We start from the raw sequence: 21,520 nt of genomic DNA, 5'->3' as shown, positions 1-21,520 counted from the left end.
ATAATACATAGACTAACAATCTATAGACCAAACCTACGCTCCTTACCCGCTAAAAAGTGGCACAAAAAAGATACCATATATCGTGATAATATACGACTTTTACGGCTTGTTGCCATCCTTTTAAAACAGATAAAAGCAACAAACGTAACAAGAGTATATTATCACGATATATGGTTTACTACCCTACCGTTGTCTCTTCTTCACTTTAACAATCTCTTATCTTAAAGATAGGAGATTTTTTTATACAAATATTTTATTTTTTCCCCTAAGATTCTTTTGCAATCAAGCAACCTATATTCCTTAACCATCTTTTAGTAGAATATTTTGTTGTCATATTTTGCATGGAAAAAAGCGTGGTAGACAAAATAAAAATACAACTTTATCTATTCAAAATGGACGCAATTAATCCTAAAATGGTTTTAGAAAGTCGTTAAAGAATCCTAAATAGGATCATAAGGCTGGAAGGCGGGGATAACATGCGTGAGATGCATACTGAAAATAGATTGAAACCAAATCAATCATTAGCAATCCGAAACAAGAAAAAATCAACAAACAAATGCAAGTCATTTTTTCGATACTTAAGAGACAAAAAAGTGTTATTTTTCATGTTAATACCAGGTTTAGCTGTCATGTTAGTAAACAGCTATATGCCCATGTTTGGGATTGTGTTAGCTTTCAAAAACCTTGATAATTACGGTAATATATTTGGAGGGAAATGGATCTGGTTTGATAACTTCAAATATCTATTTGGCTCAAGTCAAGCTTATTATATCACCAGAAATACATTACTGTATAACATTGTCTTTATATTAATTGGCAGTACCATCGCTGTTATACTGGCCATTGCACTCAGTGAAATACTCAATCGAAAGTTAGCAAAGTTTTATCAAAGTGTGTTCTTTTTACCCTACTTCCTGTCATGGGTTGTGGTCAGCTATTTAGTTTTTTCCATTCTTAGTTCAGATATGGGTGCCCTAAATAATTTACTGAAAAGCCTAGGATTAGAGCCCATTAACTGGTACGTTTCTCCAAAATTCTGGCCTGGCATATTGATTTCTGTCAACACCTGGAAATGGACAGGGTATGATTGTGTCATTTACTTAGCAGCTATTGTGGGCATTGATAAGTCATACTATGAAGCAGCAGCTGTTGACGGTGCAAGTCGCTTTCAGCAAATTCGAAAAGTTACCATACCCATGCTGGTACCATTGGTTATCATACTGACACTCATGAAGATTGGACGTATTTTCTATACGGATATGGGCTTATTCTATACCGTTCCTAGAAACATGGGAATCTTATATAAAGCAACCAGTACGATTGATACGTATGTCTATCGGGCTCTTTCTCAGACCGGCGATTTAGGCATGGCAGCAGCAGCAGGGTTTTATCAGGCTGTATTAGGGTTCATCCTTGTCATGACATTTAATACCATTGTTAGACGGATTGATAAGGAAAGTGCATTATTCTAGGAAGGAGAGTTATGATGAAAAAAAGATTAGCCAGTGCAACCCAGATATCTCAATCAGCCAATATTGTACTCAATGCCATAATGATTATTCTTGCAGCAGCATGTCTTTATCCGCTATTATTGGTTTTTGCTGTATCCATTACAGATGAATCGGTGATTCAAACGGCTGGGTATAATTTAATTCCAGGAAAAGTAACCTTGAATGCCTATGCATTTATCTTTAAAGATGCAACGATGATTTTAAGAGCATATGGTGTTTCAATTTTCATTACTGTGGTGGGAAGTATCCTCAGTTTAATCATTATTTCCATGTATGCTTATCCACTTTCAAGGCGTGATTTTAGATACAAAAGCTTTTTCACATTTATTGTTTTTTTTACCATGTTATTTAACGGAGGTCTTGTACCATTTTATATGGTCTATACCAATGTATTACATTTGAAAAATACCTTGTTTGCTATGATTCTCATGTGGTTATTTACACCTTTTTATGTGCTCATTATGCGAACTTTCTATACCACAACCATTCCCAGTTCCGTCATGGAATCAGCAAGAATTGATGGTGCAGGTGAGTTTAAGATATATGTGCGTATTGTTTTACCATTGGCAAAGCCAGCACTTGCGACCATTGCGCTGTTTAATATCTTATTCTATTGGAATGATTGGTATGCACCACTCTTATTTATTACAGATGAAAAACTCTATAACTTACAATACTTAATGTATCGTATTGAAAATAACATCAGCTTTATCACACAAAATGCAGGCTCCATGTCCAATACATCCGATGCATTAAAGAACATACCGGCTCAAACGGCACGTATGGCCATGGCAATTATCGCAATAGGACCGATTATGCTAGCCTATCCGTTTTTCCAACGCTATTTTGTAAAAGGATTAACGGTTGGGGCTGTAAAAGGATAATGGGTTTTAAAATAAAATTCAAGGGGGTAACACAATGAAAATTGCAAGAAAAATATTAGCACTGATGATGGTGACTGCACTGTTAGTAACCATCATGGTTGGATGTGGTCAAAAAGCGGAGACCAATAATCCAACACCAGCAACCGGTGACACTCAAGATAACACAAACGATAAAGACGATGATAAAGATGAACAACCAGATGAAACCGCTGACTCAGCATTAGAACATGTGACGTTAACATGGTACTTTATTGGTAATGGACAACAAGAAGATGTGAAGAAAGTTGAAGAAGAAGTCAATGCTTATATCAAAGATAAAATTAATGCCAGCATTAAATTACAATGCTTTGACTGGGGTAGCTATGATCAGAAAATGAGAACCATGATTGCGGGTACTGAAAAATTTGATATCTGTTTTACGTCTTCATGGACAAATAACTATTTCCAACAAGCGGCAAGAGGGGCTTTTATACCCCTTAATGACTATTTTGATGAGTACTTACCTAAGACAATTGAACAATTGGGTGACGACTTTATCAAGGGATCTCAGATTGAAGGCATTAACTATGCCATACCAGCTAACAAAGAGAAAGCTCACCAATGGGGTTTTATTATTAGAAAAGATATGATTGAAAAGTATAACATGGATATCTCTACAATCAAAACCCTAGAAGACATTGAGCCTTTCCTTAAAACGATTAAAGAAAATGAACCTAACATGTATGCCTTAGAAGCATTAAATGGGGAATCACCATTCAAGTTATTGGATTTTGACCGTATTGGTGATGATAAGTATCCAGGTGTGGTATGGAATGATTCTAAGGATATGAAAGTGTTTAACGAATTTGAAGCAGAAGAAACCATGACGTTATTTAAAACCATGCACAAGTTCTACAAAGCCGGTTATATCCGTGAAGATGCTGCTACAGTTCGAGATTATATGGCAGATGAAAAAGCAGGTAAAATCTTCGCTGCTGTAAAATCATTGAAGCCAGGTAAAGATGATGAAATGACCAACTCAACGGGTCATCCTTGGGTGCAAGTAGAAATTACACCACCTATTATCTCCAATAGGGATACAACAGGTTCTATGCAAGCTGTATCAAGGACATCTAAGAACCCTGAAAGAGCATTAATGTTCCTAGAGTTATTTAACACAGACCCTTATATCAATAACCTGATTAACTTCGGTATTGAAGGGGAGCATTATACAAAAGTTTCAGACAACATTATCGAGTCTACAGACAATACGGATAAGTATTCACCAGGGACTGGATGGATGTTTGGTAATCAGTTTATTAATTACTTGTTGCCTAATGAAGACCCAGAAAAATGGGAGAAATTTAAGACGTTTAATGATCAAGCAAGTGGTACCAAAACACTTGGATTCATGTTTAATGCAGATAGCATTAAAACTGAAATTGCACAATGCAACAATGTATGGGATGAGTATGTACCTGCTTTAGAAACCGGTACAGTTGACCCAGAAGAATATTTACCAATATTACTTCAAGGATTTAAAGATGCAGGTATTGATAAAATCATTAATGAAAAACAGAAACAGTTAGACGCTTGGTTAGGAAACTAAATAGAATCGTTGAGTAACATGGGCTTTCTCATAAAAGCAATGGTGTAGGTAAAAATATTTCCTACATGATTGAGTCAATTTACTTTTATGAGAAGGCCTTTTCATCTATAATAGATACATAAGCATGGTTAAGAAGGGGATTCCATACCATAGACAACACAAAGAAGCAGGAATAGAAGGAGGATTTACATGAAATACGGATACTTTAATGATAAGCGAAAAGAGTATGTCATTACCACACCTAAGACACCTTATCCTTGGATTAATTATCTTGGAAACAATGACTTTTTCAGTTTGATCTCCAACACAGCAGGCGGATATTGCTTTTATAAAGATGCCAAGTTAAGAAGAATATTAAGGTACCGCTATAACAATATGCCCATGGACACCAATGGACGGTACTTTTACATAAAAGATGGAGAAGATTATTGGACACCGGGCTGGCTCCCTGTTAAAAAGGAACTAGACGCTTATGTGTGCCGTCATGGATTAGGCTATACAAGAATAACCAGCAGTCGAAATAATGTTAAGGCAGATGTTACTTATTTTGTGCCCCTTCATTTTAATGGGGAAGTGCACCGTGTCCAACTAACCAATGAAAGCATAACAACCAAGGAATTAAAGATCTTTTCATTTGTGGAATTTTGTTTGTGGGATGCACAAGATGATATGACGAATTTTCAACGTAACCTAAACACGGGAGAAGTGGAAGTGGAAGACTCGGTTATTTATCATAAAACAGAGTACCGTGAGAGAAGAAACCATTATGCATTTTACGGGGTAAACACGCCTTGTGATGGATTTGATACAGATCGGGAAAGCTTTGTGGGTTTATACAACGGATTAGATGCACCCAACGTGGTAAAAGACGGCGCATGCACAGGCTCCATATCCCATGGTTGGTCACCAATAGCTTCCCATGAAATGCATGTGGTTTTGAAGCCCAATGAAACGAAGGAACTTATTTTTGTATTAGGCTATGTGGAAAATAATCGTCAAGAAAAATGGGAAAGCAAAGGCATTATCAACAAAACAAAAGCCAAGGATATGATGAAGCAAATGGGTACAAGTGATGCCGTGAGTCAGGCATTACTTGACTTGGAGCATTACTGGCAAGATCTATTATCCCACTTCCAGATTACCAGCCATGATGCCAAGTTAGACAGAATGGTTAACATATGGAATCAATATCAATGCATGGTTACCTTTAACATGTCACGCAGTGCATCCTATTTTGAATCGGGGATTGGAAGAGGTATGGGATTTAGAGATTCCAATCAAGATTTGTTAGGTTTTGTTCATCAGATTCCAGAACGTGCGCGGCAACGTATCTTGGATATTGCATCTACACAATTTAAGGATGGAAGTGCTTATCATCAATATCAACCCCTTACGAAACAAGGTAATCATGATATAGGGGGAGGATTTAACGATGACCCACTTTGGCTAATCTTAGGTGTTATAGCTTATATCAAAGAAACAGGGGATATGGACATATTGGATGAACAAGTGCCATTCGATTGTAACCCACATGATGTAGGCAGCTTGTTTAGTCACTTAAAGTGTTCATTCTATCACGTGGTGAATAACCGTGGACCTCATGGCTTACCACTTATTGGCAGAGCGGATTGGAACGATTGTTTGAATCTCAATTGTTTTTCCAATGAACCCGGTGAATCCTTTCAAACCTATGGTGATCCTGATGGGAGAGTAGCAGAATCTGTATTTATAGCCGGTATGTTTGTCTATATTGGTAACATGTTTGTGAAACTATGTGAACGGATGGGTAAGGAAGAAGAAGCCCAAAAGGCGAAAGCGTATGTTGATGAGATGTATGACACGGTTATACAGGAAGGGTATGATGGGGATTGGTTTTTAAGGGCTTATGATGCCTTTGGTGAAAAAATAGGCAGCCATAGCAATAAAGAAGGACAGATATACATTGAACCTCAAGGTTTTTGTGTCATGGCTGGTATAGGTTTAAAAGAGGGGTTAGCTGAGAAAGCACTAGACGCTGTAAAAGATAAGCTTGACACAGCATATGGCATTGTCCTGCATCAACCAGCTTATACAACCTATCACGATAACCTTGGAGAAATATCCAGTTATCCTCCAGGATACAAAGAGAATGCAGGGATATTCTGTCACAATAACCCATGGATTGCATGTGCAGAAACAGAGATTCATCGTGGGAATCGGGCATTTGATATCTATCGAAAAATCACACCATCTTATCTGGAGGAGATCAGTGACATTCATAAAACAGAGCCCTATGTCTATTCCCAAATGATTGCAGGAAAAGATGCGCCTACACATGGTGAAGCAAAAAATTCGTGGTTAACGGGAACAGCAGCATGGAATTTTATCACCATCACCCAATGGATACTTGGTATTAAACCAGATTTTGATGGTTTAATCATTGACCCTTGTATCCCAAAAGAATGGGGTGGTTTTAAAATTATTAGAAAATATCGAAACAATACTTATAGAATAACCATAGAAAACCCTCAACATGTATCCAAAGGTATAAAAAAAATATATGTTGATGGTCATCCTGTTGATGGTGCAACACTACCATCAGAAGGTACAGGAAAAATCTATCAAGTGGATGTACTAATGGGATAGGATATGCATGGTTTTGTCATGAGGGGGCTGTTTCATAAAGCAAATGGTTGATTTTAACTAGCTTTATGAAACAGCCCCCAATTGGCGTTATACAAGTTATTCTATGATATTTAATCCACTAACTTCACAATAAGATTAGCCATAACGCGTTTTTCTTCAGAAGTACCTTGATCCCATAGTTCCTTAATAACCCGATGTTCTCGGCTGTTGGGGTCCACATTATTGGATAAGAAGTCACCTACAACCGTAGCAATACTTGTGATGGTATGGTCTTCCATGCCAAGATTTTTACCTGTGTGAACAGCCGTGTGAAGGGTTTTCTTCCAACTTTCATAATCATTCATTGCTTGAATATCCAGTTCCATGAACATAACCTCCTTATGGACGATGATACTTTATTTTTTCCAGTGTTTGCATATATTATACAGTTAAGAACAGTATGAATTAGACTTTTAAAGGAGAAAGTTATTAAGGCATACGAAGCTTTATTTTTTAAAATATGTCTATACATTTGTTAAGTGAGCCATAAAGTGGTAAAATAGTCAACAAGTACACGTCATTGACTGATACAAATTAACTTGAATAAGGAAAGGAGTCCATGGATGCATACACGATATACAGCAGAAGGAACAGTAACACCATCTTGTTCAAAAAGCCATATCACTTATGTGGTTAACATCGATGACAAGATCACAAATCTTAATATTGATTTTTCCTATGAGCCTAAGTGCCTTGATGATATGGAGATATCAAAGCACTTGATTCAGGGGTGTTTGAATACATATTGTAAAGACGTCAATAGTTACAACCAAGAGGATTGGAAAGCCTATCTGCCTCTAAAAAATTTATTAACACTATCCATAGATGGCCCAGATGGGTTTCGAGGAGCGGCCCATCGCCTTGTTAACCACCAACAGATAAGTATAAGCAAAGAAAGTGCTACATACGGATTCATAAAAGGTGATATGCTGCCAGGGCGCTGGATCATCACCATAAGTGTTCATGCTGTTGTAACGGACCATTGTACATACAAATTACATGTTTGGGAAGGGGAGAGCCGAGATGAAGACATGGATACCTTGTGAGCTGCACACCCATACCCAACACAGTGACGGTCAATTTACAGTCTTAGAACTGGCAAGAGCTGCAAAAGAAACAGGTCGAGAAAGTATAGCCATAACGGATCATAATACCTTAGTACCTAAGGAAGAAATTGTAGAAGCAATGGAAGAAACAGGTATTCAGATTGTTAGAGGATTAGAGTGGACCACTTTTTATGGGCACATGGTTGTGTTAGGTATGTCCCATTATGTGGATTGGCGTAATATGGGTATGTACACCATTCATGAAGGGCTAGCTAAAATTCACGAGGCAGGTGGAATTGCAGGTATAGCGCATCCTTATCGTGTGGGAAGTCCTTTGTGTACAGGCTGCTTTTGGCAATATGATGTAAAAGACTGGCATGCTATTGATTATCTTGAGGTCTGGTCACAACAGTTTCCCCCTGAAAAGGAAAGCAATCAGCGGGCTTTAGCGTTATGGACGGATTTACTTAACAAAGGGTATCGTATTACAGGAACCTATGGACTGGATTGGCATGCCCCCTATCCAGAAGATGCTATCACAGCAGTTACATATCTGCAAGTGGATAGGGATGAGAATAGTTGCTATGAGGAGCAAGTTAAAGTGGCTATAAAGAATGGGCGAGTAGTGGTCACCATGGGGCCTCTTTTGCTTTTTTTCTTAAAAAATAACATGACTTCCCAAGAGTGGGGAATAGGAGACACGGTAACTCTTTCATCACATGAAAAACTTGATGTGAGCATAAGCCTTGATGAGCATAGGGGACAAGATAAATGGCAGCAAAGCAATAGACCTTCATACGTTGCCTTACAGAGTAACTTAGGCCTTTTGACAAAGCAAGCGTTAGGCATTGGTGAAAAGCATATGAACTGCACCCTTGATACACAGGGTTTAAAATGGGTTCGAGCTGAACTATTTGGTTATATGCATGACGATGTAGAGACAATGATTGGTTTTACAAATGCTATCTATTTTTCTCCTTAAATCTTAAATGACAGACCATAGGGTATCAACCTGCTTACTGGTATAATTATGTGCTATAATCTATTATGCTTGTTTACAGCTAATAGATCATACATATCAAGCATCTGGATACCCTATGGTTTTTATCTATTTATGCTTCTATTTGTTGATAAGTGGTGTTTGGCTGAGGCATTTTAGCTTCTACTTTCTCTCGCCAAGCCTGTAACATACTTTTCATGGTCATGGTCTGTTCTGGCAGCTTGTCGGAGAGGTCATAATGTTCTTCAATGTCGTTTTCTAAATCATAGAGTTCGCAAGCTCCTGTTTCAAAAAACTCAATAAGCTTATAGTTCCCCATACGTATGGAAGAACCAGGGGTACCGCCTTGGTTACCATAATGTGGATAATGCCAATAAAGGGCTTCTCGTTGAAGGGTTTTCTTCCCTTTAAAAAGGGGCATCAAACTCATACCGTCTGCATGCTGATTAGGCAATAGAGGTAAATGGCATGCTTCTAGGAAAGTGGGGTAATAATCAGGACCGTTCACAGGTACCTTACAGATACGATTAGGGGCAACGACTTTTGGCCACTTAACAAGGAGAGGTACACGGACACCACCTTCATACATCCACCCTTTTCCTTCACTTAGAGGGGCATTACAGGTTGGTGAAGACTCAGCAGTTGCAAGACCACCATTATCCGAAGTAAACACAATGAGCGTATTTTTTTCTAGATCTGTTTCCCGTAATGTATCCAATAAGCGCCCTATATTCCGGTCAAGATTGTAAATCATGCCCGCATAATCCGCATTGGATTGCAGACATCTTCGCATAATCCGTTCTTCCTTTTTGTGTTCACAAGGGAAATAATCACCTACTTCAAATTCCTGCATATGGGCTATACCCAGTCGTTCTCTTTTATTCATGAACTTATACACATCATCCTCTTTGGCTTGGATGGGTGTATGTACGGCGTAATAGCAGAGATTAAGAAAAAAGGGTTGTGATGTGTTGCGATTTTTAATGAGCTGGATGGTTTCATCTGTTAAGCGGTCGGTAAGATATTCGCCATCTGGACCGTTTTCAAGGGTAGGGATATCATAGGGGCTGAAATAGCCATTAGCAGGATGACCAAAGTGACAGCCTCCAATATTCTTGTCAAAACCATGTTTCTCTGGATAATAGTCTTCCTTGCCTAGGTGCCATTTGCCCACATGCCATGTTTGATAGTTGTTTTCTTTCAATACAGCTGCGATGCTCTTTTCTTCCAGTGGCAGATGATCAATATAAGGAGCATCCACCAATAGACCACGGGCAGGATGACAGTTGCCACTATGGTCAATCCAGTCTGTTACACCAACATTGGCCGGATATTTTCCGCTCATAATACTGGCTCTTGAAGGGGAACATACGGGACATGCGGCATAGGCATCTGTAAACAGCATACCTTCGGAAGCCAATGTATCAATATACGGTGTTTCATAAAAAGAACTGCCATAACAACTTAAATCTTTGTACCCCATATCATCAATCAGGATGAAGATAATATTGGGTTGAGTCTGTAGGGACATATATAATCACTCCTTTGACATGTATAGACGGTTATCTATGCTTTCAATTACGTTATATCTTTTCCCCAAGCTTTCGCAACGGTAGGGTTTTTTTTGAAAAACTCATGACGGGTTTCTTCCGGCACGTTATTAAAAGGACATGCAAAATTCATGCACCGTGAACAGAGAAACATGTGCAGTGTGTAGAAAAAGCTTGTGGTTAATACTAAATAAAGGAGGAGAAAAAACCAATCCTTTAATACAATGAGGAAGGGTACAGGGTAAAGAAAAACAGTAGCCATACCCGCTAAAAATACGATTTTTTCTGCTTTTGACATGGGTCCTGGATTGTACTTCCAAAGTTTTGGTGAGCTATAGTTAGCCCAGCATTTCAGTTTTTTAGTTGTTGGTTCTGCATAATGAGGGCAATGGGAACACATGGTTCTGATTTCAACAAAGCCAAAATAAGCAATAATAATGCCGATCCAAAGGATAAGAAATTTCCAATCGTAACCGTAGAGCTTGAAACCTCCTAAAAGAAATATTGGAAAGGCAATGGAAAGAAAATGGAGTAATTGCTTTACATTAAAATGGCAGCTGATATTATCGGATACATGGCATCCTTTACAGCTATTTTCACGACACGTATGTAGGGGTGTTTTGGGGTCAAGAAACATCTGAGACATGATTATAACCTCCTTTTCATCACTTATAAATAGATTCAGTTTTACCTCCTTTTTTGTGCTAAGCTTTAATGCTTTTGTAAAATTGCAGCATTATTTGTTGTGTATGATTTTCAATGGACGTTGGATAGATGCTTTGAAAAAGAATAAGACCGTCTAATAAGCTAACAAAATGTATAGCAGCACTCTCCACATCCAGCTGTCCATCCAGTTCTTTTTCTTCTATTCCCTTCTCAAAGGCACCAGAGAGTGCATTCATCAAGGCATCATAATTCTGACTGATCGTCTGTTTAATATCCGCACTTGTTTTCATCATTTCAAACATGTACAGACAGATGTTAATACTGTTTTTATAATTAATATTGGATAAGGCCGGCTGATAGATGTCAACCATTTGGTCCATTTTTTCTTTCACGCTACCAGAACCACAGGCAATGTTTATGACTTGTTGAAATTGAGCTTCATACAATGTTTGTGCGATGCTGACAGCTAACTCGTCTTTACTGTTAAAATGATGGTAGAAACCACCTTTTGACATACCCAGTGTTTTTAACAATGGATTTAAGCCTGTGCCCTTATAGCCATTTTCTAAAAAATAGGGTGTAGCTTTAGCAATAATTTCTTGTTTAGTAAGTGACATGGTTCCTCCTTCTTTAAACGTTAATGATTAAGACAATAAAGACCGACTGGTCTGTCTTTATTGTAACGTATACGTTTATGCATGTCAAGCATTCCCGTCAATTCCTATTAAGATTTGGAACAACCAAAGGATAGTTCGGAGGACAGGATGGTTATTTGGTTATATTTCTTGTTGACAAACCACAAAGTAGTGCTATAATTAAAATCAATAGTACCATAATACGATGACGAGACGAGTAAAATGAGAAAGTATACAGAGAGAAAGTCCTTGGCTGTAAGACTTTTATACGGCATCATTTGAAAACTACCTCTGAGTGGCTCTAAAAAAGTCCGTTGATGACGTTACAATCATTGAAAGTGGTTTCTAGAAGAACAATAAGGGTGGAACCGCGGGAAAAATAGATCTCTCGTCCCTTACTATGCAGACATAGTAAGGCGGCGAGTTTTTTGTATGTTGATTATTAGAACATATCAAATAACTTGCAGAATGAGCTTACGTTTTATGCTGTTATACTATGCTTAAATACAAAATAAATGTGGAGGTGTTACCATGATAAAATGGGATGACAAGTATGTATTAGGTATTGATGAAATTGATAAGCAGCATCAACATCTATTTGAAGTGACAGCTAAGGTTGCAGAATTGACAGAAGATATTGGTCAAGGCATTGATTGTTACGATGAATTTATGGAAATCTTGAAAGAACTAGTGGATTACACCCTATATCATTTTAATTTTGAAGAGCAATTCATGACTTCAAAAGGGTACGATGAAGATGCATATCAGATTCACCAATTTGAGCACAAATTGTTTGTGAAGAAGTTAAAAAAACTATCAGAAATTGATTTTGATGAAGACCAATATGAGAACATGAATAACATGCTTACTTTTTTAGTGGATTGGATTGTCCACCATATTCTCGTTGTGGATGCCAAGTATGTTAACATTGCTTAATGGGTATATAACATGATGGTCTTTATGTACAACAAGTAATTGAAAATAAAAGACCTCATGGATAGAAAAGTTATGATAAGAAAAGGAGACAATACACCATGATTATTACATTAAAAGATGGTTCAACAAAAGAATATGACAAGAACATGTCTGTCCTAGATATTGCTACAGATATTAGTGCTGGGCTTGCACGTGTAGCATGTGCTGGTGAAGTCAACGGAGAAGTGGTAGACCTTCGACACATGATTGATAAGGATGTAGAACTTAACATTTTAACCTTTCAGGATGAAAAAGGTAAAGATGCATTTCGTCATACCGTGGCTCATATTATGGCACAGGCTGTTAAGCGTTTATTCCCTCAAGTAAAGTTGGCTATCGGTCCATCCATTGAAGATGGTTTTTACTATGATTTTGATACAGAAAAACCCTTTACCAACGAAGACCTTATAGCCATTGAAAAAGAAATGAAGAAGATTGTGAAAGAGAATCTTCCCATTAAACGTTTTGAACTGCCTAAAGCTAAAGCCATTGAATTGATGAAAGAAAAAGGAGCAGATTATAAAGTAGAATTGATTGAAGACTTAGAAGAAGGTGCAGTCATATCTTTTTATGAGCAAGGTGAATTTATTGACCTATGTGCTGGCCCTCACTTAATGTCTACTAAGCCATGTAAGGCTTTCAAGTTATTGTCTGTAGCAGGCGCTTACTGGCGTGGGGATGAGAAGAACAAGATGTTATCTAGAATCTATGGTACAGCATTTACTAAGAACGCAGACCTTACTGCGCATATTGAAAAATTAGAAGATGCAAAGAAACGAGATCACAATAAATTAGGTCGTGAGCTGGAATATTTTACAACCTCCGAGCTTGTAGGGCAAGGTCTGCCATTGATTATGCCAAAAGGTGCAAAAGTGATCCAAACGCTTCAGCGTTTTGTTGAAGATGAAGAAGAGAGTAGAGGTTATGCGTTTACTAAGACACCTTTCATGGCTAAGAGTGATTTATACAAAATATCAGGACATTGGGATCATTACAAAGATGGGATGTTTGTCCTTGGTGATGAGGAAACAGATGATGAGGTCTTTGCCCTTCGTCCAATGACTTGCCCCTTCCAATATATTATTTATAAAGCCAAACAACGCAGCTATCGTGACTTACCTGTTCGTTATTCTGAGACCTCAACCTTATTCAGAAACGAATCATCAGGTGAGATGCATGGTCTTATTCGTGTAAGACAATTTACCCTTGCAGACGCCCACATTATCTGTACACCGGAGCAGTTAGAGCAAGAGTTTAAGGATGTTGTTGATTTAGTAAAGTATGTGATGACAGCTATTGGTATTCAAGATGATGTATGGTACCGTTTTTCTAAGTGGGACCCAGCAAAAACCGATAAATACATTAATAATCCAGAAGCTTGGGAGTCCACCCAGAACACCATGCGTGACATTTTAAATGATATTGGACTTCAATTTGAAGAGGCTGATGGTGAAGCTGCATTCTATGGTCCAAAGTTAGATGTACAGTTTAAAAATGTTCATGGTAAAGAAGATACCTTATTCACCATTCAGATTGATTTTGCACTTGCAGAACGTTTTGGCATGACCTATGTGGATAAGGATAACGAGAAGAAGTATCCGTTCATCATTCATCGCAGCTCTATTGGATGTTACGAACGAACCCTTGCTATGTTAATTGAAAAATATGCAGGTGCTATGCCTACATGGATAGCGCCAGTACAAGTAAAAGTATTGCCAATTTCCGACAAATATCAAGATTATGCCACAGATGTTGTAGCTAAATTAAAGGCTAATGGCATTCGCGTAGAACTTGATGATCGTGCGGAGAAGATTGGCTATAAAATCCGAGAAGGCCGTATGGAAAGAGTACCTTATCTCTTCATCGTAGGACAAAAAGAGGCTGAAGAAGGTCTTGTGGCTGTTAGAAGTCGTGTTCAAGGTGATGAAGGAGGCTTACCACTTGATGATGTGATAAGTCGCTTAAGAAAAGAGATTGATGAGAAAGTGATGCCTGTCACGGAGGAAAAAGAGCAATAGATGATTTGCTAGTCATTTTATAGCGTCTATCTAAGGTTGTTTCACCATACTTTTACGAAATAGTAAAGTTGGTGAGACAGCCTTTTTTTAACTTTATAAGGAAGTTCTCAATTTAACACATAAATATAGAAGCGTTATCATTGTGCTAAGAAACTTTCTTAACGGAAAAACTGTTTGCGGAAAGAGGCGTAGCCTCTTTTGAATTGAAGGGAGTAGAAGAAAATGAAAGTAACACTTAAAGATGGTTCAGAAAAAATATATAAAAAAGGTATGTCTGTATTAGAGATTGCAGCTGATATGAGTTCTTCATTAGCTCGTATGGCTTGTGCAGCAGAAGTTAATGGTCAATTAGTTGACCTTCGATACATGTTGGAAGAAGATGTTGACCTTCATATTTTAACATTTCATGATGCCAAGGGACAAGATGCTTTTAGGCATACAACAGCACACATACTGGCTCAAGCAGTGAAACGTTTGTATCCAGAAGCGAAGCTCGCTATTGGTCCTTCAATAGAGAATGGATTCTACTATGATTTTGATATAGAAAAGCCATTTACTTCTGATGATTTACCTGCTATTGAAAAAGAAATGAAGAAAATTATAAAAGAAAATTATGCAATTAGCCGTTTTGAGCTATCTAAAGACGAAGCCATTCGGTTGATGAAAGAAAAAGGAGAGGATTATAAGGTTGAGTTAATTGAGAATCTAAAAGAAAGTTCTGTGATTTCTTTCTATGGGCAAGGGGAATTTGTTGATTTATGTGCGGGTCCTCATCTCATGTCAACAAAATCCTGCAAAGCCTTTAAACTATTATCCGTAGCAGGAGCATACTGGCATGGAGATGAGAAGAATAAGATGTTGTCACGAATCTACGGAACATCTTTTACAAAGAAAGCAAATTTGGATGCTTACTTAGAGCGTTTAGAGGAAGCAAAGAAACGGGATCACCGTAAGCTTGGTAAGACATTAGAGTTGTTTGCCATGTTTGATGAGGGTCCTGGTTTTCCATTCTTTTTGCCAAAAGGCATGGTTCTTAGAAATACATTAATGGATTATTGGCGTCAGGTTCATAACAAAGCGAATTATCATGAGATTGCTACACCTGTGATGTTAAATAAAGATTTGTGGATTCGTTCAGGTCATTGGGAGCATTATCGTGAAAATATGTATACAAGTGAGATTGATCAGCAAGAATACGCCATTAAACCCATGAATTGTCCAGGTGGTATGCTCGTCTATCGAAATAAAATACATTCCTACAAGGAGTTGCCACTGCGTATTGGTGAGTTAGGTTTAGTACATCGTCATGAGTTATCTGGAACTTTACATGGATTAATGCGTGTAAGAAACTTTACGCAGGATGATGCCCATATTTTTATGTTACCTGAACAGGTTAAGGATGAGATTGTTCAAGTGATTCATCTCATTGATGAAATGTATAAGGTTTTTGGCTTTCAGTATCATATGGAGCTATCTACGAGACCTGATAACAGCATTGGTAGTGATGAAGATTGGGAGATGGCTACCCATGCATTAAAGGAAGCCCTTGACGAAAATGGGTTAGCATATGTAGTGAATGAAGGAGATGGGGCTTTCTATGGCCCCAAGATAGATTTTCATTTAGAAGATTGTTTAGGACGAACATGGCAGTGTGGTACCATACAACTTGATTTTCAATTACCAGAACGATTTGAGCTTGAATACATTGGTCAAGATGGAGAAAAACATCGCCCCGTTACGATTCATCGTGTTGTATTTGGTAGTATTGAGCGTTTTATCGGTATTCTTATCGAGCATTTTGCAGGTGTATTTCCCATGTGGTTAGCACCTGTACAAGTAAAAGTGTTGCCAATTTCAGATAAATATCAAGATTATGCCACAGATGTTGTAGCTAAGTTAAAGGCTAATGGCATTCGCGTAGAACTTGATGACCGTGCCGAGAAGATTGGCTATAAAATCCGTGAAGGCCGTATGGAAAGAGTACCCTATCTCTTCATCCTAGGGCAAAAAGAGGCTGAAGAAGGTCTTGTGGCTGTCAGAAGTCGTGTTGGGGGTGATGAAGGAGGCTTGCCACTTAATGATGTGATAAGTCGCTTGAGAAAAGAGATTGATGAGAAAGTGATACCTGTCACAGAGGAAAAAGAGCAATAGATGATTTGCTAGTAAAATAATACTAACATGAAAAGAGCGTTATCTGGATTATTGATACCCTTAATAGGTTATGTTATACTGTAAGAAGAAATTATCTAGGTGAAGAAATAGTCTGGAGGAAATATGAAAAAATCAAAACCAACCATGCAAGATATTGCAAAAGCAGCTGGTGTTTCAAAAGCAACAGTATCCATGGTGTTAAATAAAAAGGATGACTGTATCAGTGAAGGAACCAGAGCGCGTATTTTGGCTATAGCTGATGAACTAAACTATATACCTAATTCCATAGCTAGAAGTTTAAGTACAAATAAATCGGGGACTATCGGTATCATGTTGCCAGATATCACCAATCCATTCTTCTCTCAGATTGCTAGAGCAGTAGAGGATGCAGCTAGTGACTATGATTATAATGTTATTTTTTGCAACATGGACAATGATATAGCAAAAGAAGTCAAATATACAAAGTTATTAGTCAGTAAGTTAGTAGACGGTGTCATTTTTGTAACAGGTGGTAGAAGCCCAGAGAGTGTAAAAATCTTAGAAAATAATCATATACCTTTTGTGTTTGTTGATCGTCATGTTCAAGGATTTGAGCATTACTCGGGTGTCTATTGTCTCAATAAAGATGGCTCCTATGAAGGTGTCAAATACCTTTATAAAAAAGGAAAGCGGAAGATAGCTTTTGTTACGGGGGATAAAACCCTGAGTATATCCAAGTTGCGTCTAGAAGGTTTTATGGAAAGTGCTATGGAGCTTGGCATATATCGTGAAGACTGGGTGTTTTATAGTGATTTTACCATTGAAGGTGGCCGAAGGATAACAGAGAAAGTGGTTGCTACCTGTGATGAGATTGATACCATTTTTTATAGCAATGATCTGATGGCCATTGGTGGTATGCGCACATTAAGAGCAGCTGGTATTCGTGTTCCTGATGATGTGGGCGTTATGGGATATGACGATATTGCTATTTCGGGTATGATGAATCCAGCTCTGACCACCATTCATCAGCCTATATACGATATGGGCATACAATCCTGCCGTTTACTCGTCAAGCATATTAGAGGGCAGTTAAAGAAACAGAAAATCATCCGTTATGCACCAGAGATACTAGAAAGACAATCCATATAGACATAGACATTGTATGTAGAAAATGTGTTTTGCATGAATAACAGAGCTTGAAGGAGATATAACCCATGGAGCAAATAACGTTTGGCATTTTCACAGATTTACATGGTGAAATCATGCCTGATAGTAAGAAACGATTACAAGTATTTATGGACGATGCTAAGTCAAGAACATTGGATTTTATTATTCAAGCTGGGGACTTCGCTCCTCTTGGTTCTCATGATGCAAAAATGGTTCATATATATAATGCTTTTCAAGGCGAAAAGTATCATGTATTAGGCAATCATGATACAGATGATTGTGTGAAGGAAGATGCCATTCATAGGTTGCAGATACCTCACCCTTATTATCGTTTCAAATCAAAAGGCTTTAAGTGTATTGTATTGGACACCAATAATTTTTATTGTGAAGACACAGATACCTATGTGCCTTTTGATAAAAATAGCTTGGACATGAAGCGCTCCAGATCGTGCATACCGCCAGAGCAATTACAATGGTTAGAGCAGGAGCTACAAGAGGATTGCAAATGCCTTATATTTTCTCATGCAAGTCTAACAGGTGAAAGAACAGGTATCGCTGGTCAAGAAAGTTTTTGGAAAGTTATTGATGAGGTACATAAACAGGCAGGTTATAAGAAAGTGAAGGCATGCTTTCATGGTCATGATCATTTTGACAGCCTGCATGTGCATCATGGTGTTTATTCCATCGGTATACCAAGTATATCCAATCAATGGATTGGACAGCAACATGTAAATACGGATGTTCAAAAGGAATGTTTGACCCGTTACCCAGAATTGATACATGTTGTACCTTATGCACAGCCGTTGTATACATTTGTTACCTGTAACCATCAAGAAATCATCATTGAAGGTAAAGAAACCACATACGTTGGTGGAAAGCCCAGTAAGTACGGACGGGACATGCAGATGGGTTATGACCATATGTCCTCTTTCATGAAAAGGAAAGTATTGCCTTACTAATTCGAATGGTGTCTTTATGAATGGTTTATAAATGATGACATCTTCATTATATAAGATGGTTTTTTTGTATGAGTCCAAGTACAAAAATAAAAAAAATGTGAATCATAAATAAAATTGTTGACAAACCAGTTCATTAGATATATAATGATATGAGGTAAACAAGTAGAAGTATCCACTTCTCACCTTAGGGCATAAGCTGCTAGGGTTCATATACGAAAGCATGATCGATATTGTGTGAGTATTTTGAGTGGATATTTTATATGCACTTTTTTTGTTGTATACAATAGAATATAACAATGAAGGTTAAACTGTAAATTAAAATTTTGGAGGTGTCCTACTATTAGCGATTTAATGATTAATGAGCAAATTCGTGACAGAGAAGTACGATTAATCGATGACCAAGGTAATCAACTGGGGATTATGTCAGCAAGAGATGCTCAAAAGCTTGCTAGAGAGAGAAACTTAGATTTAGTTAAAATTTCTCCCAAGGCAAAACCACCAGTGTGTAAAATAATCGATTATGGAAAATTCAGATATGAACAGGCTAAACGTGAGAAGGAAGCTAAGAAAAAGCAGAACATCATTAGTGTAAAAGAAGTTCGTTTGTCTCCTAATATTGAACAACATGACATCGATACAAAGATGAAGCATGCTAGGAAGTTCCTTGATAATGGTGATAAAGTAAAAGTTTCTGTTCGTTTCAGAGGTAGAGAATTAGCTCATACTGCAATTGGTAGAGGAATCTTGCTTAAATTTGCAGAAAGCCTTGCAGACATCGCGGATATTGAAAAAAATCCAAAGATGGAAGGCAGAAGCATGGTTATGTTTATGACGAAGAAAAAATAAATATACTTTTATACAAGGAGGAAATCATAATGCCTAAAATGAAAACACATCGTGGCGCCGCAAAGCGTTTTAAGAAAACTGGAACAGGAAAATTAAAAAGAAACAAAGCATATAAGAGACATATCTTAACGAAGAAAACCGCTAAGAAAAAGAGAACTCTTAGACATGCAACTATGATGGATCCATCTAACGAAAAAGTAATGAAAAAATTATTACCTTACGTATAATATAGAAGAGCAGGAGGGAAAACCAAATGGCAAGAGTTAAAGGTGCTATGAACACACGTAAAAGACATAAGAGAATATTAAAGTTAGCTAAAGGTTATAGAGGCGCAAAGTCCAAGCAATTTAGAACAGCTAAACAAGCGGTAATGAAGTCAGGTGTTTATTCATATACAGGAAGAAAACTCAAAAAAAGAGATTTTAGAAGATTATGGATTGCAAGAATCAATGCGGCTACAAGAGCACATGGTCTATCTTACAGTAAATTCATGTACGGTTTAAAATTAGCTGAAGTAAATGTGAACAGAAAAATGTTAGCCGAAATGGCTGTTAACGATATGGATTCATTTGCTGGTTTAGTAGAAACAGCAAAAGCAAAAATTCAATAGTTTATGTCAACAGAGCTCTCCAACTTAGGAGGGCTTTTTTTATCGTATATGAAAGTTCTCAATTAAGCCTCTTTTGCTCTTTTGGGATATACTCCTTTGGGATATTCTGACAGATTCTTTTATAATATGTTGAAAGTCCTAGTTCTTCTGTGCTAGAATAATAGGGAAGGGTTAGGTGAGACGATGTATAATAGAAATGATAAGTTAACCATGTTAATGGGTAGTATTGGCCTTATTCTTGTACTCGCCTTTGGAAATGTTCATGAAGGATTGAGTCAAGATGTAGTGAATGCTTACGAAAATGTACAATTAGAAGAGAAAATGGCATCTAAAGAAGCAATTCAGGCTTTTGCATATATGGACAAGCCTTTAGCCATACAGGATATAAAAGTACCACGTGAGCAGCTTACATTAGCAGCAGGTTCACGTTATGCTCTTGAAGTAACAGGTTTAATAGATTGGGATAAGCAAATAGATCTAACGGCACATCCAGACATGATGTATACATCGAGTGATGAGAATCTAGCCGTGGTCAAAAATGGTCATATTACAATATTAGGTACAGGTATAACAGGTGATCAGGTTATCATAACATGTACATATCAAAACATAAGTCAAGACATACATATACGCGTAAAACAATCCCTAGCAGATACCGTAATCGTAGATAAAGAGGGACGTAGCATCATTACCAACTATGAGGCAGTGGATGCATTAGTCAATAAAGAAAGGGGTCTTCCTAGTGATTATGTACCAAGTGACTTGGTAGAACCGGATGTGCCATTTTCTTTTAGTGGTGACGATGAAAAACGCAATATGCGAAAAGAAGCTGCCATAGCTCTAGAAAAAATGTTTGATGCAGCAAAAGAAGAAAGTTTACACTTAGCAGCAGCTTCAGGATATCGTTCCTATTATCGTCAGAAGTGCTTGCACCATTATAAAATTAATCAAGATGGTAATAAGGCGACACAACGCATAAGTGCTGAGCCAGGTTATAGCGAGCACCAAACAGGATTAGCCATGGACATTACTTGCCGAAGTGTAGGTTTAAAGTTAAAAGAAAAATTTGGTCAAGAACCAGAGGGTATTTGGGTTGAAGAAAACGCCCATCGATTTGGATTCATTATTCGTTATCCACAAGATATGGAAGGTGTAACGGGTTATAAATATGAGCCTTGGCACTTAAGGTATCTTGGGGAGAATTTAGCCAAATTAGTATACGATAGCGGTCTTACATATGAAGAATTTTTAGAGACGTATTAGAAATTTAT

Annotated in this window: 19 protein-coding genes and 2 other annotated features; of the genes, 15 read left to right on the top strand and 4 right to left on the bottom strand. The window is 37.6% G+C overall.

The annotated features are described in order from the left end of the window. Nucleotides 1–503: 503 nt before the first annotated feature. From HZI73_RS21500 to HZI73_RS21485, 4 genes are all read left to right on the top strand, one after another. On the top strand, nt 504–1,472 hold the full coding sequence (locus HZI73_RS21500; protein ID WP_246552244.1) for an ABC transporter permease: 969 nt from the start codon (nt 504–506) through the stop codon (nt 1,470–1,472). An 11-nt stretch (nt 1,473–1,483) separates the two neighbouring features. Beyond that, complete coding sequence (locus HZI73_RS21495) at nt 1,484–2,395, top strand: carbohydrate ABC transporter permease (protein ID WP_246552243.1); 912 nt, start codon at nt 1,484–1,486, stop codon at nt 2,393–2,395. Nucleotides 2,396–2,429: 34 nt separating this feature from the next. Further along, the gene (locus HZI73_RS21490; protein WP_212695404.1) at nt 2,430–3,983 is read left to right on the top strand and encodes an ABC transporter substrate-binding protein; all 1,554 of its coding nucleotides are present in this window, start codon (nt 2,430–2,432) and stop codon (nt 3,981–3,983) included. Nucleotides 3,984–4,172: 189 nt separating this feature from the next. Then, the gene (locus HZI73_RS21485) at nt 4,173–6,608 is read left to right on the top strand and encodes a GH36-type glycosyl hydrolase domain-containing protein (RefSeq protein WP_212695403.1); all 2,436 of its coding nucleotides are present in this window, start codon (nt 4,173–4,175) and stop codon (nt 6,606–6,608) included. A gap of 110 nt (nt 6,609–6,718) precedes the next feature. Here HZI73_RS21485 and HZI73_RS21480 read toward each other — a convergent pair whose 3' ends face one another. Next, the gene (locus HZI73_RS21480; protein ID WP_212695402.1) at nt 6,719–6,973 is read right to left on the bottom strand and encodes a DUF3243 domain-containing protein; all 255 of its coding nucleotides are present in this window, start codon (nt 6,971–6,973) and stop codon (nt 6,719–6,721) included. Between the two features lie 237 nt (nt 6,974–7,210). Here HZI73_RS21480 and HZI73_RS21475 point away from each other — a divergent pair, with 237 nt between their 5' ends. Beyond that, entirely contained in the window at nt 7,211–7,693 is a 483-nt protein-coding gene (locus HZI73_RS21475) for a hypothetical protein (RefSeq protein ID WP_212695401.1), read from the top strand. Then, a complete protein-coding gene (locus HZI73_RS21470) occupies nt 7,671–8,675 on the top strand; it encodes a CehA/McbA family metallohydrolase (RefSeq protein ID WP_212695400.1) in 1,005 nt (334 codons plus the stop codon). Before HZI73_RS21475 ends, HZI73_RS21470 begins: the two co-directional genes overlap by 23 nt. Nucleotides 8,676–8,805: 130 nt before the next feature. On the opposite strand, the gene HZI73_RS21465 is transcribed toward HZI73_RS21470, so the two are convergent. The 3 genes from HZI73_RS21465 to HZI73_RS21455 are packed head-to-tail and all read right to left on the bottom strand — an operon-like array spanning nt 8,806 to nt 11,526. Continuing rightward, the gene (locus HZI73_RS21465) at nt 8,806–10,224 is read right to left on the bottom strand and encodes a sulfatase (protein WP_212695399.1); all 1,419 of its coding nucleotides are present in this window, start codon (nt 10,222–10,224) and stop codon (nt 8,806–8,808) included. 47 nt (nt 10,225–10,271) lie between these two features. Then, a complete protein-coding gene (locus HZI73_RS21460) occupies nt 10,272–10,889 on the bottom strand; it encodes a hypothetical protein (protein WP_212695398.1) in 618 nt (205 codons plus the stop codon). Nucleotides 10,890–10,947: 58 nt separating this feature from the next. Next, entirely contained in the window at nt 10,948–11,526 is a 579-nt protein-coding gene (locus tag HZI73_RS21455) for a TetR/AcrR family transcriptional regulator (protein ID WP_212695397.1), read from the bottom strand. A 214-nt stretch (nt 11,527–11,740) separates the two neighbouring features. Next, nucleotides 11,741–11,943, top strand: a binding site (T-box leader). Between the two features lie 132 nt (nt 11,944–12,075). On the opposite strand from HZI73_RS21455, the gene HZI73_RS21450 reads away from it, so the two are divergent. From HZI73_RS21450 to HZI73_RS21410, 9 genes are all read left to right on the top strand, one after another. Further along, nucleotides 12,076–12,480: a bacteriohemerythrin gene (locus HZI73_RS21450; protein WP_212695396.1), complete on the top strand. Its 405-nt coding sequence runs from the start codon at nt 12,076–12,078 to the stop codon at nt 12,478–12,480. 98 nt (nt 12,481–12,578) lie between these two features. Beyond that, nucleotides 12,579–14,537, top strand: a complete 1,959-nt coding sequence (thrS, locus tag HZI73_RS21445) for a threonine--tRNA ligase (protein ID WP_212695395.1) — start codon at nt 12,579–12,581, stop codon at nt 14,535–14,537. 222 nt (nt 14,538–14,759) lie between these two features. After that, entirely contained in the window at nt 14,760–16,688 is a 1,929-nt protein-coding gene (gene thrS, locus HZI73_RS21440; protein WP_212695394.1) for a threonine--tRNA ligase, read from the top strand. 123 nt (nt 16,689–16,811) lie between these two features. Further along, complete coding sequence (locus HZI73_RS21435) at nt 16,812–17,816, top strand: LacI family DNA-binding transcriptional regulator (protein WP_212695393.1); 1,005 nt, start codon at nt 16,812–16,814, stop codon at nt 17,814–17,816. A 65-nt stretch (nt 17,817–17,881) separates the two neighbouring features. Further along, nucleotides 17,882–18,793: a metallophosphoesterase family protein gene (locus HZI73_RS21430; RefSeq protein WP_212695392.1), complete on the top strand. Its 912-nt coding sequence runs from the start codon at nt 17,882–17,884 to the stop codon at nt 18,791–18,793. Nucleotides 18,794–18,947: 154 nt separating this feature from the next. Beyond that, nucleotides 18,948–19,073, top strand: a sequence feature (ribosomal protein L20 leader region). 71 nt (nt 19,074–19,144) lie between these two features. Then, entirely contained in the window at nt 19,145–19,639 is a 495-nt protein-coding gene (infC, locus tag HZI73_RS21425) for a translation initiation factor IF-3 (protein ID WP_212695391.1), read from the top strand. Between the two features lie 29 nt (nt 19,640–19,668). Further along, on the top strand, nt 19,669–19,866 hold the full coding sequence (rpmI, locus tag HZI73_RS21420; protein WP_212695390.1) for a 50S ribosomal protein L35: 198 nt from the start codon (nt 19,669–19,671) through the stop codon (nt 19,864–19,866). A 26-nt stretch (nt 19,867–19,892) separates the two neighbouring features. Beyond that, nucleotides 19,893–20,249 (top strand): 50S ribosomal protein L20, encoded by a 357-nt coding sequence (rplT, locus tag HZI73_RS21415; RefSeq protein ID WP_212695389.1) that lies wholly within the window; start codon nt 19,893–19,895, stop codon nt 20,247–20,249. Nucleotides 20,250–20,432: 183 nt separating this feature from the next. Beyond that, nucleotides 20,433–21,512 carry a M15 family metallopeptidase gene (locus tag HZI73_RS21410; RefSeq protein ID WP_212695388.1) on the top strand — a complete coding sequence of 360 codons (1,080 nt, stop codon included), beginning with the start codon at nt 20,433–20,435 and terminating at the stop codon, nt 21,510–21,512. The last annotated feature ends 8 nt before the right edge of the window (nt 21,513–21,520 follow it).

It is taken from the genome of Vallitalea pronyensis, assembly GCF_018141445.1.
Lineage (GTDB): Bacteria > Bacillota > Clostridia > Lachnospirales > Vallitaleaceae > Vallitalea > Vallitalea pronyensis.
The sequence above is the reverse complement of the archived record's forward strand: the minus strand, read 5'-3'. Positions and strand labels throughout refer to the sequence as shown.

What these genes read in the sequence shown, in the direction of transcription:
- HZI73_RS21465 (WP_212695399.1), bottom strand. Translation starts at nt 10,224, where the DNA reads ATGTCCCTACAGACTCAACCCAATATTATCTTCATCCTGATTGATGAT.
- rplT (WP_212695389.1), top strand. Translation starts at nt 19,893, where the DNA reads ATGGCAAGAGTTAAAGGTGCTATGAACACACGTAAAAGACATAAGAGA.
- HZI73_RS21490 (WP_212695404.1), top strand. Translation starts at nt 2,430, where the DNA reads ATGAAAATTGCAAGAAAAATATTAGCACTGATGATGGTGACTGCACTG.
- infC (WP_212695391.1), top strand. Translation starts at nt 19,145, where the DNA reads ATGATTAATGAGCAAATTCGTGACAGAGAAGTACGATTAATCGATGAC.
- HZI73_RS21450 (WP_212695396.1), top strand. Translation starts at nt 12,076, where the DNA reads ATGATAAAATGGGATGACAAGTATGTATTAGGTATTGATGAAATTGAT.
- thrS (WP_212695395.1), top strand. Translation starts at nt 12,579, where the DNA reads ATGATTATTACATTAAAAGATGGTTCAACAAAAGAATATGACAAGAAC.
- rpmI (WP_212695390.1), top strand. Translation starts at nt 19,669, where the DNA reads ATGCCTAAAATGAAAACACATCGTGGCGCCGCAAAGCGTTTTAAGAAA.
- HZI73_RS21455 (WP_212695397.1), bottom strand. Translation starts at nt 11,526, where the DNA reads ATGTCACTTACTAAACAAGAAATTATTGCTAAAGCTACACCCTATTTT.
- HZI73_RS21475 (WP_212695401.1), top strand. Translation starts at nt 7,211, where the DNA reads ATGCATACACGATATACAGCAGAAGGAACAGTAACACCATCTTGTTCA.
- HZI73_RS21470 (WP_212695400.1), top strand. Translation starts at nt 7,671, where the DNA reads ATGAAGACATGGATACCTTGTGAGCTGCACACCCATACCCAACACAGT.
- HZI73_RS21460 (WP_212695398.1), bottom strand. Translation starts at nt 10,889, where the DNA reads ATGTCTCAGATGTTTCTTGACCCCAAAACACCCCTACATACGTGTCGT.
- HZI73_RS21485 (WP_212695403.1), top strand. Translation starts at nt 4,173, where the DNA reads ATGAAATACGGATACTTTAATGATAAGCGAAAAGAGTATGTCATTACC.
- HZI73_RS21495 (WP_246552243.1), top strand. Translation starts at nt 1,484, where the DNA reads ATGATGAAAAAAAGATTAGCCAGTGCAACCCAGATATCTCAATCAGCC.
- HZI73_RS21430 (WP_212695392.1), top strand. Translation starts at nt 17,882, where the DNA reads ATGGAGCAAATAACGTTTGGCATTTTCACAGATTTACATGGTGAAATC.
- HZI73_RS21480 (WP_212695402.1), bottom strand. Translation starts at nt 6,973, where the DNA reads ATGGAACTGGATATTCAAGCAATGAATGATTATGAAAGTTGGAAGAAA.
- HZI73_RS21435 (WP_212695393.1), top strand. Translation starts at nt 16,812, where the DNA reads ATGAAAAAATCAAAACCAACCATGCAAGATATTGCAAAAGCAGCTGGT.
- thrS (WP_212695394.1), top strand. Translation starts at nt 14,760, where the DNA reads ATGAAAGTAACACTTAAAGATGGTTCAGAAAAAATATATAAAAAAGGT.
- HZI73_RS21410 (WP_212695388.1), top strand. Translation starts at nt 20,433, where the DNA reads ATGTATAATAGAAATGATAAGTTAACCATGTTAATGGGTAGTATTGGC.